This window comes from Fundicoccus sp. Sow4_F4 (assembly GCF_052116145.1).
Taxonomy (GTDB): domain Bacteria; phylum Bacillota; class Bacilli; order Lactobacillales; family Aerococcaceae; genus Fundicoccus.
The window spans coordinates 765284-784138 of record NZ_JBQKLQ010000001.1 but is presented as its reverse complement, the minus strand read 5'-3'; the positions used below and the strand labels follow the sequence as shown (position 1 = coordinate 784138).

The window sequence follows — 18855 nt, the reverse complement described above, 5'->3', positions numbered from 1 at the left end:
ATTATATATTCATCAATTTTTTACTAGCTTAATCAAAATTCGAATGACTTTCAATTGCGTCTCAGAGGTGATTAAGGCAATAATCAACAGATAGCTAATAATAAGTTCGGGAATATTTTTATTAAAATTAGGCATGCATGAGCTAAATAATATAGCTGAAATTGAGTGTGTGTTATATTATTTATATAGAAATTAAATAGTAGTTTTGTTCGTAAAGACAGAATGTAATTGAAGGAAGGGGATATATTATGTCAGAATATTTTTATCAATCCGTTGATCGAGTTGAAAAAGAATTTGAAACTTCCATCAACAAAGGGTTAACTCAAGAAGAGGTCGAAAAAAGACGAGAAAAGTATGGAGCGAATGAATTAGAACAAGATGATCAAAAGAATGCTTGGATTATTCTATTAGAAAACATAAATAATATTATTGTTTATTTATTAGGCGGAGCTGCTTTATTATCATTTATTATGGGGGATTATATTGAAGCGGTGGCAGTTTTATTAGCGGTTGTATTAGCTGTATTAACTGGCTTTGTAGTAGAGTTGCGTGCTCAAAAATCTGTCAATTCTTTACAAAAAATGATTTACACCAAAACAAAAGTTTTGAGAAATGGAACCACTGATGAAATTGAATCGGGAGAGCTGTTACCTGGTGATATTATGTTATTAGAAGAAGGCGATGCTATTGCAGCGGATGGTAGGATAGTAGAGGCGAATAATTTTGCGGTCATCGAATCAGCATTGACTGGTGAATCAGAGGCAGTCGATAAAAACGCCGAAGACATTGAAGCGGATGATGTGCCATTAGGAGACAGATCAAATATGGTCTTTTCTGGAACAGCAGTCACGCGAGGCAAAGCCACAGTTATTGTAACTGGAACGGGAATGGAAACCGAAGTCGGGAAAATTTCTGACTTAATGAGTGGAGATAGTGATGATACAACACCATTAGATAAAGAAATAGATCAATTAGGTACCGCCCTCATTATCGTAGCATTTCTTGCTGCCGCAGCGGTTTTAGTTATTGGCTTAATGACGGGCCAAGAGTGGACTGAAATGTTACATATTGCCATTATATTGGCAGTTGCTGCTATACCAGAAGCGATGCCAGCAGTCCAAACAATTACTTTGTCGCGTGGCATGAAGACGATGTCCGAGTATAAAGCCCTTGTTAAAAGTTTATCGGCTGTTGAAACCTTAGGTTCAACGTCAGTGATTGCGAGTGATAAAACGGGGACCTTAACCGAAAATCAAATGATGGTGGCTCGAGTAGTGTTGGATGAAGACCGTGAGTATACAATCACAGGAAAAGGTTATGAACCTCAAGGTAAAATTGAAATGGCTGATGAAGTCCTTGAATTGTCAGTAGAGGATAGTAATCAGGCCGATGAACATGAACTGTTGCTAAAAATGATTCGCAACGGACTGATGAGTAGCAATGCTAAGCTGCGTCAAGGTAGTGAATCAACCGATGACAGCGAGTCAAACGGTAAAGCTGAGCAATCAACAGATCAAACAAAGAAGGATGATTCATCTAACAAAACAAAAGGTGAATATGAAGTGTTAGGCGATCCCACAGATGGAGCGTTAGTTGTCCTAGCCAGAAAAATTGATTTAACTCGTCGGCAGCTACGAGAGGAAAATTGGGAGAAAACGAATGAGATGCCTTTCGATTCAAGTAATAAATATATGGCGGTACTATATAATGGACCGACACCAAAAATTATTATTAAAGGTGCTGTCGATGTACTTGTTGCCTTAGCAAACGAAACTAAGGCAAGCGTTGACTACTGGAGAGAAAAAAATGAACAACTAGCTGGCGAAGGGATGCGCGTCATTGCCATTGCCGAAGTTCCAGTTGAACAAGTAGAAGGCGTGGAGGCACAAAGTGATAAAGAATTAGAATCGATACTAGAGGACAACATCGATAGTTTTAAAATCATGGGACTCTTTGGTATTATTGATCCACCGCGACAAGATGTTAAAGAAGCGATTGAAATAACACAATCCGCGGGAATCGATGTTAAAATGATCACAGGAGATCATCCAAAAACAGCATCGGTCATAGCGTCGCAAATTGGTCTGAACAATGCAGAAAGAACAATGACTGGTAAAGAAATCGATGAAGCGGTTAATGCAGACGACTTCTTAGATCGCATTAGAAGAGTAGCTGTCTTTGCCCGTGTCTCACCGGAGAATAAACTTCAAATCATTGATGCACTCAGAGGAGACGGTGACGTCGTTGCGATGACTGGTGACGGAGTGAATGATGCGCCTGCTTTAAATGGAGCAGATATTGGAATTGCCATGGGCATTAGAGGAACAGAAGTTGCCAAAGATGCTTCTGATATGATTCTAACCGATGATCGATTTTCTTCGATAGTAGATGCAGTTCGAGAAGGGCGAATCATTTTTGCAAATATCAAGAAGTATGTATCTTTCTTGTTTGCCTGCAATATGGTTGAAATCATCACCATTTTAATGACGATTCTATTTTTACTCCCCGTGCCAATTCGTCCACTCCACGTTTTATTCCTAAACCTATTGATCGATATTGGTCCAGCAATTACCTTAGCCTTTGAACCTGCTGAAGATGACGTCATGAAGCACCCGCCTCGTGATAATAAGAGTGGGCTAGTAAATAAGGCTTTCCTCAGCAGAATCACAATTAATGGCGTTATTCTAGGGTTGACTGCCTTTGGAGTTTTCAATGTGTTCCATCATTTTTCAGAAGAATCACTTGCTTACGCTCAAACAGCTACATTTACCTTTATGGCGTTTGCCCAGTTACTGCACATTTTAAATGTGCGACACGAGCAATCGTTTGGCTTAGATAAAAGCTTATTGGAAAATAAGTATTTAATTGGAGCAATCATCTTTTCAGCTGTCCTTCAAGTGATGGTCGTATATCTTCCTTGGTTGCAACAAGTATTTGGTACAGAAGCCTTGAGTCTGACTGCATGGGGGATTATTCTTTCAGTTGCGATAGCTGCAACGGTAGTCGTACATTTTTCAAAACAATTGATGTTAAAATGGAACAAAGAATCAGATAAGAAACATCCATTGACAAAGGACTAAAAGAAGATTGCTAACGACTGAACAATATGCTAAACTATGATTAATAAAAGGGAATGAAGTTCTCCCTGGCTAAGTTTAGCCGAACCGCTTGTTAAGCTGATGACTTCTGCAATTAATTTTAATTGCGGGAGTGTCGGCTTTTTTTTCATTCTCGCGACAAAGGAGAATCGTTATGTTATATAGTTTGGCTTTAATGATTTTAGTTGGTTTGTGTCTGAGTCGTCTGATGGAACGAGTAAATATGCCGCCTCTGATAGGTATGTTGTTTACAGGGGGGTTATTAGGACCTTCCGTTTTAAATTTAATCAGTCCAACAATTTTATCGATATCATCTGATTTAAGACAAATTGCCTTAATCATTATTCTGATGCGAGCAGGCTTAGCATTGGATGTTGGTGACCTAAAGAAAGTAGGGCGTCCCGCCTTTTTCATGAGTTTTCTTCCGGCGACTTTTGAAATAATCTTGACGATAGTGGTTGCACCTTTAGTGTTTGATATATCATATACTGAAGCAGCGATTCTTGGAACAGTGTTAGGAGCGGTTTCTCCAGCAGTGGTTGTGCCACAAATGCTGAAGTTGCTTGAAAAAGGTTACGGTAGAAAAGCAGGAGTACCACAATTAATTTTGGCAGGCGCTTCGGTTGATGATATTTACGTAATTGTCTGGTTTTCAACTTTTATGGAAATTTATCAAAGTGGCCATTTTTCTGTGTGTTTATTGTTAACGGTTCCGATTGCGATCGTGGTCGGTAGTCTATTTGGCTTCTTAGTAGGCAGTATACTTGTCAAACTGTTTAAAAGAGTAGACATACGAGACACTATCAAAATATTAATTATTCTCGCGCTGGCACTTGCTTTAGTAGCTTTAGAAAGATCAGTCCAAGCTTGGTTGCCGATGTCGGGCTTGTTAGCAGTTATGGTTTTGGGTATCACTCTCTTACAACAATATGGCACTTTAGCTAAAAGACTTTCAGAACGATTTTCGAAAATCTGGATTGCAGCTGAATTAATGCTGTTTATTTTAGTAGGGGCGTCTGTTGATTTGGTTTATGTGGCAAATGCAGGCTTATTAGCGATCCTTTTAATCCTCTTGGCTTTGATTTTTCGAAGTGTTGGCGTGTTTATGTCATTAATGAAAACACAGTTAACGATTAAAGAAAGAATCTTTTGTGCGATTGCTTATTTACCTAAGGCAACGGTACAAGCAGCAATCGGAGGGTTACCTTTAGCAGCTAATGTAGGTGCTGGAAAATTAATACTAACAGTCGCTGTCCTTGCAATTCTTGTGACAGCACCACTTGGTGCGATTGGAATTGACCAGACTTATTCAAAATTACTAGACAAAGAATAATCTCAGTCTATTAAAGAACATTACGGCAACAACCGCTTGATAAAGCGAACGAACGTTTGTATAATTAAGTAGGGGGTGAGACAATGCAATACGGTATATTAAGGTTTGAAGAGCCAAAGCCTGATACGTCGAGGAAGATTTTACATGTTGATATGGATGCTTTTTATGCTAGTATTGAGATGCGCGATAATCCGAAATTGGCGAATAAACCAGTCGTGATTGCAAAGCATCCTAATTTAACAGAAGGGCGTGGAATTGTCTCAACTTGTAACTACATGGCGAGACAATATGGCGTCCATTCGGCAATGTCTTCTTTAGAAGCTTATAAACGTTGTCCGCATGCAGTGTTTATTCATGGTAATATGCAACATTATGTCGAAGTATCTGCACAGATTCGACAAATCTTCTATCAATATACTGACCAAGTCGAACCCTTATCTCTGGATGAAGCTTATTTAGATGTAACAGAAAATAAAAAAGGATTGAAAAGTGCCATAAAAATTGCCCGGATGATTCAACAACAAATATTAGAAGATATAGGTTTAACATGCTCAATTGGAGTATCTTATAATAAATTTATCGCAAAAGTGGCTTCTGATTATCATAAACCCTTTGGCATGACTTTGGTTAAACCAGATGAGGCAGTAGAGTTTTTAAAGCAATTACCGATTGAGGATTTTTACGGTGTAGGCCGAAAATCAGTGCCAACTTTTCATCATCATGAAATTTTTAAAGGTGAAGATCTATTTAAATGGAAACTTGATGACTTGATTAAGCAATTTGGAAAAATGGGTTATTCTTTATTTTTTAAAGTCAGGGGAATTCATAATGCCCCAGTTAAAAGTCATCGCGAACGTAAGTCGATCGGAACAGAGACAACCTTTAGTAAGTTTCTAGAGACGGATGCAGATGTATTGACGATATTTGACCGTTTAACCCAAAAGGTTGCGAATAAACTACAGGAAAAAGGCTTGAAAGCTCAAACAATAACAATTAAAATTAGGTATGATGATTTTGAAACGTTCACGAGACAAATGCAATTATCGACACCATCTGATCAATTTGAAGAGTGTATCCGTGTGGTCAAGCACTTATGGCAAACTCATGGTAATTTGGACCGCACAGTTCGTTTGCTTGGTGTCTCTGTTTCTAAATTTGAAGATTTAGAATTTTCATCAATACAATTAGAATTGGAGTGATTAAATGGAATATTTCGAAACTCTTCATCCTGTTTTTCAAGCATTATTAGGAGGCATATTTACTTGGTTATGTACGGTATTTGGTTCAGCTGCTGTCTTCTTAACGAAAGAAGTTAATGAGCGTTTACTTGCCGTTATGCAAGGTTTTGCAGCAGGCGTAATGATTGCCGCCTCCTTTTGGTCCCTTTTAGCTCCAGCGTTGGATTTTGCAGAGTTGAGCGATTCAAGAATACCGGCTTGGTTAGCTGTCACGATTGGTTTTTTAGCAGGTGGGGTTTTCCTACGCTTACTAGACCTTGTCGTACCGCATATTCACACAGCAAGTGATCACGGCGATACAGATCCAAAAGAAAACAGTTTATCGCGTTCGACCATGCTATATTTAGCCGTAACGATTCATAATATTCCAGAAGGTCTGTCGATAGGAGTTGCTTATGCAGCGGCATTTTTAGATTTAAATGGAGCGACAATAGCCAGTGCGTTGGCTTTAACGATTGGCATTGGTATTCAGAACATTCCAGAAGGGTCAGCCTTATCAATGCCAATCCGAGCAGAAGGAAAAAGCCATAAATATGCCTTTATGTTAGGCCAGTCTTCTGCATTAGTTGAACCAATTGCAGCGGTTGTTGGAGCAGTTGCCGTCTTATCGATTACAGCTATATTGCCTTATGCGCTGGCTTTTGCAGCTGGAGCGATGATATTTGTGGTGGTTGAAGATTTAATTCCACAGTCGCAAACTTCTAATCATACAGATGAAGCCACGATGGCTTTAATGGTTGGTTTTTGTGTCATGATGATTTTAGATGTTGCTTTAGGATAAGTTTTTTTTGAGCCTTTATGGCTCTTTTTTTTTACTCTTGTTCAGAATAATAGCACCTTTCCACGCAGATGAATAGGTTTTCGAAGAGGAATGAATGATTAATATTAATGCCTGTTGCCTTCAGTCAGTCTTGTTTTGTGCGTTTGTGCACTGTCTTCTAACATAGTAATAAAAGCATTTTATAATGTGTTTAATGATGAAATGTTTTAGGAGGACAAGTTATGGATAATATAGGCCGGGTAATTGAGGCGATTCGTCAAAATCAAAGTCGGTCGATTGCTGAGGTGTGCGATGGAATTGTGGCTCCTTCGACGTATTCACGTTTCATTAGAGGGAAGACTCTTTTATCAGCAGACTCATTTCTAGCGCTTATTTCTAAATTAGATATATCATTTGGGGTGTTCCTTCAAGAATATTTGGTGTTTTTTCAGCTGTCGTATGATTATGTCGTGTTACATCATGCTCAGGAGACGGCTGATTTCTCAATTTTAGTATCTTTAATCGAGAATTATGAGCAAAAGAAGTTAGGAAAATATTGGTATTCAAGTGATCAATTATTTTTGACACTATTAGTTACTTTCGAAGCCATTGCGCATCCAATAAGTGGTGTTGAGCCGAAATTTGCTGAGGTGCTGCGTCAACTTCGTCAGATAAAATACTACTCCAGTAATGATTTGCGAGCACTTCAGTTAATATTTAAGTATATCAGTCTGGATGATGCTGAGAGCTTATTTCAAACGGCTCTGGCTCTTAGCGATTATAAGCAAGATCCAGTCGTATCTAAACAGCTCTTGGAACTGTGTGCACAAATGATAATCGAAAGAATTCGAAAAGGAGAATTTAAACATGCGCAGGAGTATTTTACTTCGTACAAAGAGTTGTTTGCTTTACCTACCGATTTAAGTGGTAAATTAACAGTTCGACAATTGGATGCATTGCGATTATTTATCAAAGGAGAGGACGAAGTAGCTTTTCAAATGATCGAGGACTTGTTGATATTTTATGAAGATTTAAATTTAAATCAACGAAGCAAAAAGCTTAAAGACTTGATGGAAAATTTAGGTGTGTCAACCATGAAAGGGGGGGGAAAAGGTGCCGATTGATTATAAGTATCTAGTGGAGTCTTTGCGTTTGAAACGTGGCTTGTCGGTCAAGCAACTTTGTGGTGATTATATTTCCCATTCGACTTACTCTCGTTTTATTAATAAAGGCCAAGCCTTATCTGTGGACAAGTTCTTGTATCTTCTAAGTCGTTTGGATATAAATGAGCATGAATTAAGTATGTTTGATTATGTCAAATCGACAGAATCTGAAGATGTTTTGAGAATGGCAAAAGTCATTCAACGCCAAGATCTTGAAGAAATGAAGCAGCAAGCTGCCTCTTTCGATCGACAATCGACGTTGCGCTACGATCATTATGGAATGATGGCTATTCAGATTCGTCTGAAGATGGGTGGGACGGACGAAGCTCAGCAACTTCAAAACATTAAAAATTATATCTTTCAAATCCAAGAATGGAGTTCAAAAGAGATTCAGCTGTACACATTAATTCTCTATCAGCATCGTAGTTCCGTCATTATGTCCTTTGTTAATCGTATTTACCAAGAAGCAGCTAATCCGATCTATTTAGAACAAAATATGGTATTAATTTACCTGTTGGATGTGGCTTATTATGAATTTATCAAACGTTCGCAAAAGCATTACGCAAAAGATATTTCTGACAAATTGGCAGCTTTGCTTTTAATTGAAAGTTATGAAACACTCCAAGCTTTTTATGCGATTAATCGAGCGTTACATGCTGTCGTTTTTGGGGGGGAAGAAGACGATTACACACGTGTTCTACGCTTGTATAAGCGCTTTAATGACATTAAAATGGATTTTCTAGCCCTGCGATTGAGACATCGTTATGATGAATTGCAGGTCATTCATAATTTAGCTAAATTGAATTGGTAGCATTGGAAGTTTAAAGATAATGAAGATTATTAAAGACTGATATTCTTCAAAAAGGGTGAATCATTCGTGATTTACCCTTTTAATTGTGGGTTATTTAGAAATGTTTGATAAATAAAAGCTAAATAACCATAAAAAAACCCCTTTTAAAAGTTAATGTTCGTGTTTTCTCATTTTTAAAAGATTATAGTTGAATTCAACTGGGTCGCATAAGGCTTTCTGAGATTAAAAACGAATGTTCAGTTAGAATATCTCTCTATTGTGAATGTTTTTAATTAAGGGGATACAAACAGAGCAAATGGCTATCTAATGCGTTTGAAAGCGTGAACTTCTGGCGTGTTAAAGATGTGTTCATTATAATGTAACACCTTGAATATGTTCGTGTTATTTAGGTTGTAAACCCTTTCAAACAGCTATTAAATTTTAACCTTTCATGTTAAACTTATCTTAAGTTCTTAAATGAGGGGGGATTCAATGTCACAAGATGGCTCTGTATTGAAACGAACACCGTTGTATGATTACTATCAAACACAAGGGCTTAAATTAGCAGATTTTCATGGATGGGCGTTACCGATTCAATTTAGCAAAATTCAGACTGAACATGAGGCAGTCCGTCAAAATGTAGGTCTTTTTGAAACATCACATATGGGTGAAGTTTTCGTGTCTGGTCCGGACGCAGAGTTGTTTATTAACCACATTATTACAAATGATATTCGTAAGGTTGATAATAACCAGGCTCAATATACTGCAATTGTTGATGAATCAGGTGGAACTTTAGATGATTTGATTATCTATAAATTAAATAGCGAACGATTTTTATTTACTCCCAACGCTTCAAATACAGAAAAGATAGTAGAATGGTTAGAAAAACACCAATTAGACTATCAAGTGACGATCGAAGATGTTTCGCACAAGATGGGCTTAGTCGCTGTTCAAGGTCCTCGTGCAGTGGATGTCATGCAAAAATTAGTCAAAGAAGACTTATCTGTTTTAAAACCATTTCATTTTATTGAAAAAGTCATCGTTTCATCAATTCCTGATGTGTTCTTATCAAGAACAGGTTATACAGGCGAAGATGGCTTTGAATTATATTGTCAATGGGACCAAACAGAGGCTTTATGGCTTGAATTATTAAAAGCGGGAGAAGATTTTGCAATCACTGAATGTGGTTTAGGATCGCGAGATACCTTGCGCTTAGAAGCGGGTATGTCTTTATATGGTCAAGAATTAGATGAAAATATTAATCCTTTAGAAGCAGGCATTTCTTTTGCGGTTAAATTAAATAAAGACCCGCACTTCATTGGTCAGGATAGTTTACAAGCGCTCAAAGAAACTAGCACGCAACGAATCTCAAGAGGTTTTGAAATGCTTGGTAAAGGGATTGCGCGGCAGGGCTATCCTGTTTACAACGACAAAGATGAAGAAATTGGCATTGTTACATCAGGAACCCAATCACCAAGCTTAAAAAAAGCCATCGGTTTTATGTTGTTGAATAAACATGAGGCTGCTTTAGGTCAAGAGGTATACGTTCAAGTACGTAAGAAAAGAATACCAGCAATCATTACCAAAAAAGATTGGTTAAAAAGAAAATAAACAGGAGTGATTTAAATGGTAAACAAAAACGAATTGTTTTATACACAAGAGCATGAATGGGTAGCAGTTTTAGATGAACATACAATTCGTATCGGTATTACGGAATTTGCGGTAGATCAATTGGGAGACATCGTTTACGTTGAATTACCCGACGTTGAAGATGAGTTAGCTTTGGAAGAAGAATTTGCGACAGTTGAATCAGTAAAATCAACGTCAGGAATTTATGCGCCAATTGCAGGTGTTATTTCAAATACAAATGCACTATTAGAAGACGAGCCAGAGGTATTGAATGAATCACCACTTGAAACAGGTTGGCTAGTCGAAATGAAAACAAAAGACGTTGTCGATACATCTGGCTTACTCTCTTTAGCGGATTACGAAAAATTCATTGAAGAATAATTCATATTAAAACAAAACTATTTGAGTAATTTAAATCATGAGGAGTGAAGTTTTTGACTAAACAGCATCGTTATTTACCATTAACACTAGCAGATCGACACGAAATGTTAGCTCAAATTGGCGTCAACGAGATGGAGGATTTATTAAAAGATATTCCAAGTCAACTGCGACTTAAGGAAGCCTTAAGAATCCCAGAAGCATTAAGTGAATTAGAATTAACGAGACATATGACTCAATTAGCAATGAAGAATAAATCAGCCAATGAAGCGGCTTTATTTTTAGGTGCTGGAACTTATGATCACTTTATCCCTAGTGTAGTTAACCATGTGCTATTACGTTCGGAATTTATGACTGCTTATGTTCCTTATCAACCTGAGGCTAGTCAAGGTGAATTACAAGCGTTATTCGAATTTCAATCAATGGTGTGTGAATTAACAGGGATGGCTGTTGCCAACTCGAGTCTATATGATGCTTTTACGTCTTTAGGAGAAGCGTGTAACTTAGCAGTTGGGACAACCAAGAAAAAACGTGTGCTCGTATCTGAAGCGGTACATCCTCAAGCACGAGAAGTGTTGTCTACCTATGCTTACGGCATGGAATATGGTGTGGAAGCCATCGCTCTAAGCAATCACGCGACCGATATAACTTTATTAGAGCAAGCGATTGATGATGAAACGGCTGCTGTTGTTGTTCAATATCCTAACTTTTTTGGAACTGTGGAAGATTTACAAGCCATAAAAAACTTGTTAGAAGGACGGAAAACCTTACTGATTGTAGTGGCAAATCCGTTAGCTTTAGCTCTTTTAGAAGCACCAGGAGAATTAGGAGCCGATATTGTCGTCGGGGATATGCAACCACTAGGGATTTCCATGTCTTACGGTGGACCTCATTGTGGTTACTTTGCTGCGAAAAAAGCATATATGCGAAAGTTACCAAGTCGTATTGTCGGTCAGACAGTAGATGCCGACGGCAAACGTGGCTTTGTGATGACATTACAAACGCGTGAACAACATATTCGTCGTGAAAAAGCGACAAGTAATATGAGTTCTAACCAAGCGTTGTTTGCCTTGGCTTCAGCAGTGTTTATGAGCGCTATGGGCAAAGAGGGCATCCGTGAAATGGCACAACAGAACATTTCAAAAGCTCACTATTTATCCACAGCTTTGGCCGAGGCTGGTATTAATGTGTTAAGTCAACCAGACTTCTTTAATGAATTTGTTATTCAATTAAAGGAACCAATCAGTGAGGTTAATGAGAGATTGTTAACAAATGATATTATTGGTGGTTTAGATGTATCCAAGCGATTAGGGGTTTCTAATGCCATGCTGTTGTGTGTGACTGAAAAGCGTAGCAAGTCAGAAATGGATAAATTAGTGACGGTATTAACGGAGGTGGCTCAATAATGATGATACAACAAAATCAATTAATATTTGAAAAATCTCGCTCAGGCAGACGAGCGTTTGATTTACCGTCTAATGATGTCGATTATGTTGATGTAAAAGAAGTTATCCCAGCACATTTAGTTCGCAAAAAAACTGCTGAATTGCCAGAGGTTTCTGAATTACAACTCATGAGACATTATACTGCTTTATCGAATAAAAACTTTGGTTTAGAAACTGGCTTTTATCCATTAGGCTCTTGTACGATGAAGTATAATCCAAAAGTGAATGAGGATATTGCGCGTTATCCAGGTTTTGCAGCGATCCATCCATATCAAGAGCCAACTACCACTCAAGGTGCTCTAGAATTAATGTATGAATTACAAAATTATTTAAAAGCTATCTCAGGTATGGATGAAGTTTCATTACAACCTGCAGCAGGGGCACAAGGGGAATGGACTGCCTTACTCATATTTAAAAAATACCATGAAAAAAATGGTGACGGGCAAACAAGAAGGAAAATATTAATCCCAGACTCTGCTCATGGCACGAATCCAGCAACGGCTGCAATATGTGGCTTTGATATTATTGAAATTAAATCAAATGAAGATGGGACGGTTAGTGTGGATGCACTAAAAGAAGTGGTTGGTCCAGATACTGCTGGAATGATGATGACGAACCCAAATACATTAGGCTTATTTGAGAACAACATCAAAGAAATTTCAGATATTATCCACGATGCTGGGGGATTAATGTATTGTGATGGTGCAAATTCAAATGCTATCTTAGGCTTAACACAACCAAGTGAAATGGGCTTCGATGCGGTTCATTTTAATTTACATAAAACATTCAGTACACCACACGGTGGTGGTGGCCCTGGATCAGGACCAGTTGCCGTTAAAGATTTCTTGAAACCTTATTTGCCGGTCCCACAAGTAGAAAAGATGGGTGATCACTATATCTTGAATTCTGACTACCCGGATTCAATCGGAAGAGTAAAAGGTTACTTCGGAAACTTTGGCGTTAATGTACGTGCCTATGCTTATATTCGAGCAATGGGACCAGATGGTTTACGTCAAGTGTCTGAGGATGCGATTTTAAATGCTAACTACCTTAAAGCGCGCTTAGAGCCTTATTACGACACGCCATATCCACAAGTCTGTAAACATGAATTTGTGTTAAGTGGTAATCGTCAGAAGAAGCAGGGAGCTAATACAAAAGACATAGCAAAACGATTATTGGATTATGGCTTCTATGCACCAACTGTTTACTTCCCATTAATTGTGGCAGAAGCTTTGATGATTGAACCGACTGAAACAGAAGCTAAAGAAACGTTGGATGAATTCGCAGATGCAATGATTGAAATTGCAAAAACTGCAGAAAATAATCCGAAATTGTTGAATAACGCGCCACATCAAACACCTGTTAAACGGCTTGATGAAACGCTAGCGGCAAGAAAACCTGTCGTGAAATATTAGTTAAAACATCATTTTTATCTTGCATAAAAATGAGCAGAAATAGCTTAACGTTGCATAGTATAAGCTAACTAAAACTGTTATACTATTTAGTGTAACAGTTTTAGTTTTTTTGTATATATTTTGAAAAAGTATATAAGAGGTGAAAAAAGTGGCAACGAAACACGAACAAATTATTCAATATATTGAAACATTACCAGTTGGAGAGAAAATATCTGTTCGAGGCATCGCTAAACAATTAAATATGAGTGAAGGTACAGCCTATCGTGCAATTAAAGACGCTGAAGTGAATGGTTTAGTCTCAACGATTGAACGTGTTGGCACAATTCGTATAGAAAAGAAAATGGAATATATCCCTGATATGCTAACGTTTCGCGAAGTTGCTCGTGTAACCGATGGAGAAATTCTAGGTGGGGACAATGGTTTGGATCATCCATTATCTAAATTTATTATCGGAGCTATGACGGTAGATGCCATGGAGCGCTATTTTGCCAAGAATACGTTAATCATTGTCGGAAACCGAGAAGATGTTCAAAAATTAGCATTAAATAATGGTATTGCTGTATTAGTCACAGGTGGATTTAAAATAAGTCCTGAAGTTATCAAACTAGCAAATGAGAAAGAATTGCCGATTATTTCAACAACTCATGATACATTCACAGTAGCGACAATTATTAACCGGTCAATGACAGAACAATTGATAAAAAAAGAAATTATGACAATTAAAGATATTTATACCCCAATCGAACAAACTAAATCAATCAGTCCACAGGATACGATTAAGGTGTTCCATGATTTATCAAATGAAACAGGGTTATCCCGTTTTCCCGTTGTTTATAATAATCGATTAACAGGTGTCGTGACTGCGAAAGATTTAATTGGAAAAAGTGAATCGGTACCAATCGAGCGAGTCATGACAAAGGATACGGTAACAGTTAAAACCCATATGAGTATCGCTAACGTTTCACATCGAATGGTGTGGGAAGATATTGAAATGATTCCTGTTGTTGCTGATAATCTACAGTTGCTAGGCGTTGTGACGCGTCAAGATATTATGAAAGCTATTCAGACCGTGCAACAACAACCTCAAATTGTCAATACATATGAGGATGACGTTGTTGTTCATCTGGAAGAATATCAATCGGAAGTGGACGATACTCGCTATCAATATGCATTAAATGTTCAGCCACAAATGATTAATAACTTAGGGACCATATCCTATGGTGTGCTATGTGAATTAATTACTCAAGTAGCTTATCGACGTATATTGGAAACGACAGGCTTGAATAATATTATTGAATCACTCAATTTAAATTATTTTAATTTGGTTCAAATGGGGAATGAAATCCAGTTCAATGTCGAGATAGTTCATCAAAATCGTCGCTCGGCTTTGAGCCAAGTTGATATCTTTCATGAGAATTCAATTGTGGCAAGAGCCATGGTGACAAGTCAAATTATTGGTCGCAATTATACAAAATAGAAAGTAGGCAAGTATGTATTTACATCCAGAACAAATTGAAACACTTTATGAACTAATTAAAGAAAGTAATTCTATTATTATTCACCGTCATGTTCGTCCTGATCCTGATGCCTTAGGCTCTCAGTATGGTTTAAAGTACTTAATAGAAGCATCATTTCCTGATAAAACAGTAAAAGCAGCCGGGACAGTATCACAAGGATTAAGTTGGCTAGCCGAAACAGAAATAGTTTCTGAAAAGGATTATGAAGATGCTTTAGTTATTGTCGTTGATACAGCAAATGTTCCAAGAATTGATGGGAAATTATACCATCTTGGGGCTAAGTTAGTAAAAATTGATCATCATCCAGCCGTTGACTTTTTTGGCGACTTACAAATTGTTCACACAGAGGCAAGTTCTTGTAGCGAAATGATTGTTGAATTAAGCCATTACTTAGGTGAACGATTACCCATGAATGATCGAGCAGCACGGGTTTTATACGCTGGAATTGTTGGTGACACAGGTCGTTTTCTATTTAATTCAACTACACCTATTACGTTCAATGCTGCTGCACGATTATTGACTTTTGACTTTAACGCATACGAAATAAGCGATCGTTTCCAGATCATGACGAGCAAAGTTGCGAAATTTCAGGGCTATTTGTTAGAAAAATTAAGAATAAGCCAAGAAGGCGTAGCGGATATTATGATCAGTCGCGAAGATCTTAGCACATTCGGGATTACCGAGGAAGATACTAATAGTGCTGTGGGACTCCCTGGACAAATAGAGGGTGTGCTAACCTGGATTATTTTTGTGGAACAAGAAGGAAATAACGACACCTATCGTTGCCGGATTAGATCAAAAGGACCAGCAATTAACGAAATTGCTGCCAATCATTACGGTGGTGGACATCCCAAAGCCAGTGGGGCAAAAGCTTACAGTCTTGCTGAAGTTGAAGAAATTATTGAAGAATTAAAGGTCGTAAGTTTGTCCTATCGTAATGAAAACGAATAGTATAACTGAAAAAATTGCCTTCCATAGAAGAAGCATATCATTGCTTCTAGTATGGGGGCTTTTTATATTTGTCTAGAGCTATACACAAAAGCACACTTCCTGTTAACTAGAAGTGTGCTGAATGACTTTAAACTATACCCAGTGAGTGTTGTTTCGTTTTAATAATTCATCAGATGCCTTAGGTCCCATTGAATTAGCTAAATAATTCGGGAAATCAGGTGCTGGGAATTGTTCCCACAAGTCGATAATATTGTCGACATATTTCCAAGCATTCGCTACTTCTAACCAGTGAGTGAAGTTGCTGACGTTGCCTTGAATACATTCAAAAATAAGACGCTCATAATCTGCCGGCATTTCGTTGAGCTGTTCTTTATTATAATAATAACTTAATGGCACTAACTCAGACTCCAAATTATAACCCACTTGCTTTTGATTGATATAAATTCTATAAGCTGGATTTGGTCCGATTTCAATTTTAAAGCGATTGGGTGGTAAGTCTGGACTAGTTGCTTTAAAAAGAATGTTGATTTCAGTGTGCTTTTCTGCCATCCTTTTACCTGAGCGAATATAGAAGGGCACGCCTTCCCATTGTGGAAGGTTCACTTCAACTTTAGCAGCAAAAAAAGTCGCTGTTATTGAATCATTAGCTACGCTACTTTCATCGCGGTATGCCACTAAGTGGTTGTCTTCACTACTTGCGTACTGCCCACGGACGACATTTTCTCTCACGTCCTCAACAGATGTGAAATGACGTAGATTTTGAAGTACTTTTATTTTCTCTTGACGAATTGCTTCTGGATTATTACTTGAAGGTTTTTCCATAGCGACTAAGGCTAGTAATTGTAAAGCATGATTTTGAATCATATCTTTAGCAACACCAAAACTCTCGTAATATTCGCCACGATCTTCCACTCCAACTTCTTCTGATAAAGAAATTTGAATGTTGTCGATTGCATCTTTATTCCAAACGTATTTCATTAACATGTTATCGAAGCGTAGGTTGTAAATCGAATGCACAATACCTTTACCTAAATAGTGGTCAATACGATAAATTTGCTCTTCATCAAAAGCTTTCTCTAATTGTGCTTGTAATTCTTGAGCAGAGTCAAAGTCATTTCCAAATGGTTTTTCAATGATTAGACGGTTATATCCGTTGTCTGTGAGTAAATTTTCGCTTTTTAAATGGCCCGTAATGATAGGGAAGAGCGATGGTGATAGTGAAATATAGAAAATACGATTACCACATGCGTCGTATTCTTTATCTAAAGTATCAGCTAAACGTTTTAATTTTACATAATGTTCTGCATCATTGACATCATGTGCTTGATAATAAAAATGTGAGACAAATTCTTCAGCATGTTTTGGATCTTCAATTTCGGATTGAATACTCTCCAAAACTTTTTCTCGAAAATAGTCATCTGACCATTCACGCCGTGCTGTACCTATTAAAGCAAAGTGCGTTGAAAGTTGTTGGTTCTTATAAAGACGATAAAAAGCAGGATATAATTTTCTTGCTGCTAAGTCTCCTGATGCCCCAAACAATGTAATAATTAAACTATTTCTATTCATAGGATCCCTCCGTTTTCACAACGTTTATTATATACGATTTGAAATCAGATAACAATTGATTAAATTTAAATGAGAAAAAAATTATCAAATAAAATTATATCCATATCCCCTGAACACGACAATAAACTATTGTTTTATCACTGTGAAAAGACGAAACAAATTGTTGTCTTTGAAAAAAACTTGTATACTGATAGATGAAAAGCTTTATTAAAACAGGGCAGAGGAGTAAAAAAATGAATATTGTTATTATTGGAGGATCATTTGCAGGAATTAGTTGTGCGATGCAGACTCGCAGACTACATCCAAAGGCGAATATTTATATTTTTGAAAAACAATCCACAATTGGTTTTATCCCGAGTGGTTTAAATTTAACATTAAATGAGGAAATTGAAGATATCACACAAGCATATTTTGCGACGGAAAAAGATGTGCGTCGAGCGAACATAAAATTACATCTTGATTCAGAAGTGACTGCTGTTCATCCGAAAGAGCAAGAAATCACCTATTATGATGAAGTGCGTCAAGAAGAAAATATCATTCAATACGATAAATTAGTTTTAGCCATGGGGTCTCGTCAACAATCAAATATCTTAAAAGATTGGACACATCCACAAATAGTCACGACAAAGGAACTTCAAAATGCTGCTAACGGCTTTGCTTTATTGGATAAAGCACAACACATTGCTGTGGTTGGTGGTGGCCAAATAGGAATTGAAGTAACTGAAGCTTTAGTGAATGCTAACAAACAAGTGACCTTGATTGAAGCTGGAACTTCTTTATTGTCAAGATATTTTGACCAAGATTTCGTTGATTCGATTCAAGAAGCGATTGAAATGGTTGGTGTCGATATTCATCTTTCAGAAAAAGTGATTGATATAAGTGGCAATCCAATAGAGATACAAACTGACATGCAAACGATTCACCCTGATGCGGTAATCTTAGGGGTAAATTTAAGCCCTCAAAGTCAAATGGTCGCAGACAAACTCGCAATAAATGAAGATGGGACGATTCTTGTCAATGACTATTTAGAAACAACAGATGAAAATATTTTTGCCATTGGCGACTTAGTTCAAACGCCATCTTTCAATCAGGGTGCTACTTTTATTGCTTTAGTTAATAATGCGGTGCGTTCGGGACAAATCGCCGCATTTAACTTATTTGAACAAAGAATCAAGCACCAACAGTCTTATCGTTTGATAGGCTCTCGCGTGTTTAGTCAATACATAACAAGTGTAGGACAAACAGAAGTGGAAGCAAGCAAGAGACATGAGATAGAAACTACCTATGTTGAAGCGCCTTATTCTATTACAATTCATGAACCAGTAAAATTAAAATTGATTACTGAGCGCGAAACAGGTAGAATACTAGGAGCACAAATCCGTTCGGAACAAGATATTCTCTCAATGGCTGATACGATGGCACTTGCCATTGCTAACGATTTAACGGACCAAGAATTGGCCTTCCAGGATCGTTTATATTACCCGAGAATTACCTCAACACAGCCGATAATTTATCTTGCAGCTCTTCGTAGTTATGAGAAAAGATTGCTGAAGTAAATGAAACTTTTGC

At 37.5% G+C, this 18855-nt stretch carries 14 protein-coding genes and 1 riboswitch; of the genes, 13 read left to right on the top strand and 1 reads right to left on the bottom strand.

The features are described 5' to 3' along the window. Positions 1-248 precede the first annotated feature (248 nt). The 12 genes from ACTQ5J_RS03535 (at position 249) to ACTQ5J_RS03480 (ending at position 15717) form a co-directional block, all read left to right on the top strand. On the top strand, positions 249-3080 hold the full coding sequence (locus tag ACTQ5J_RS03535; protein ID WP_441750625.1) for a cation-translocating P-type ATPase: 2832 nt from the start codon (positions 249-251) through the stop codon (positions 3078-3080). A gap of 40 nt (positions 3081-3120) precedes the next feature. Continuing rightward, positions 3121-3196: riboswitch (Fluoride riboswitch) on the top strand. A gap of 56 nt (positions 3197-3252) precedes the next feature. Then, complete coding sequence (locus ACTQ5J_RS03530; RefSeq protein ID WP_441750624.1) at positions 3253-4431, top strand: cation:proton antiporter domain-containing protein; 1179 nt, start codon at positions 3253-3255, stop codon at positions 4429-4431. Between the two features lie 83 nt (positions 4432-4514). Continuing rightward, on the top strand, positions 4515-5630 hold the full coding sequence (gene dinB, locus ACTQ5J_RS03525; RefSeq protein ID WP_441750623.1) for a DNA polymerase IV: 1116 nt from the start codon (positions 4515-4517) through the stop codon (positions 5628-5630). A gap of 4 nt (positions 5631-5634) precedes the next feature. Further along, complete coding sequence (locus ACTQ5J_RS03520; protein ID WP_441750622.1) at positions 5635-6450, top strand: ZIP family metal transporter; 816 nt, start codon at positions 5635-5637, stop codon at positions 6448-6450. A 221-nt stretch (positions 6451-6671) separates the two neighbouring features. Beyond that, on the top strand, positions 6672-7553 hold the full coding sequence (locus tag ACTQ5J_RS03515) for a helix-turn-helix domain-containing protein (protein ID WP_441750621.1): 882 nt from the start codon (positions 6672-6674) through the stop codon (positions 7551-7553). Next, positions 7543-8403 carry a helix-turn-helix domain-containing protein gene (locus tag ACTQ5J_RS03510; protein ID WP_441750620.1) on the top strand — a complete coding sequence of 287 codons (861 nt, stop codon included), beginning with the start codon at positions 7543-7545 and terminating at the stop codon, positions 8401-8403. Before ACTQ5J_RS03515 ends, ACTQ5J_RS03510 begins: the two co-directional genes overlap by 11 nt. 471 nt (positions 8404-8874) lie before the next feature. Then, positions 8875-9993, top strand: coding sequence for a glycine cleavage system aminomethyltransferase GcvT (gcvT, locus tag ACTQ5J_RS03505; protein WP_441750619.1), 1119 nt, complete (start codon positions 8875-8877; stop codon positions 9991-9993). Between the two features lie 15 nt (positions 9994-10008). After that, entirely contained in the window at positions 10009-10392 is a 384-nt protein-coding gene (gcvH, locus tag ACTQ5J_RS03500; RefSeq protein ID WP_441750618.1) for a glycine cleavage system protein GcvH, read from the top strand. Positions 10393-10445: 53 nt separating this feature from the next. Then, positions 10446-11795, top strand: coding sequence for an aminomethyl-transferring glycine dehydrogenase subunit GcvPA (gcvPA, locus tag ACTQ5J_RS03495; protein ID WP_441750617.1), 1350 nt, complete (start codon positions 10446-10448; stop codon positions 11793-11795). Between the two features lie 2 nt (positions 11796-11797). After that, the gene (gcvPB, locus tag ACTQ5J_RS03490; RefSeq protein ID WP_441750786.1) at positions 11798-13249 is read left to right on the top strand and encodes an aminomethyl-transferring glycine dehydrogenase subunit GcvPB; all 1452 of its coding nucleotides are present in this window, start codon (positions 11798-11800) and stop codon (positions 13247-13249) included. 148 nt (positions 13250-13397) lie between these two features. Further along, positions 13398-14726 (top strand): DRTGG domain-containing protein, encoded by a 1329-nt coding sequence (locus ACTQ5J_RS03485; protein ID WP_441750616.1) that lies wholly within the window; start codon positions 13398-13400, stop codon positions 14724-14726. A gap of 13 nt (positions 14727-14739) precedes the next feature. Next, positions 14740-15717 (top strand): DHH family phosphoesterase, encoded by a 978-nt coding sequence (locus ACTQ5J_RS03480; protein WP_441750615.1) that lies wholly within the window; start codon positions 14740-14742, stop codon positions 15715-15717. Positions 15718-15849: 132 nt separating this feature from the next. Here ACTQ5J_RS03480 and zwf read toward each other — a convergent pair whose 3' ends face one another. Beyond that, positions 15850-17286: a glucose-6-phosphate dehydrogenase gene (gene zwf, locus ACTQ5J_RS03475; RefSeq protein ID WP_441750614.1), complete on the bottom strand. Its 1437-nt coding sequence runs from the start codon at positions 17284-17286 to the stop codon at positions 15850-15852. Positions 17287-17519: 233 nt separating this feature from the next. Between zwf and ACTQ5J_RS03470 the strand changes: the two genes are divergently transcribed. Further along, positions 17520-18842: an FAD-dependent oxidoreductase gene (locus tag ACTQ5J_RS03470; protein ID WP_441750613.1), complete on the top strand. Its 1323-nt coding sequence runs from the start codon at positions 17520-17522 to the stop codon at positions 18840-18842. Positions 18843-18855: the final 13 nt, after the last annotated feature.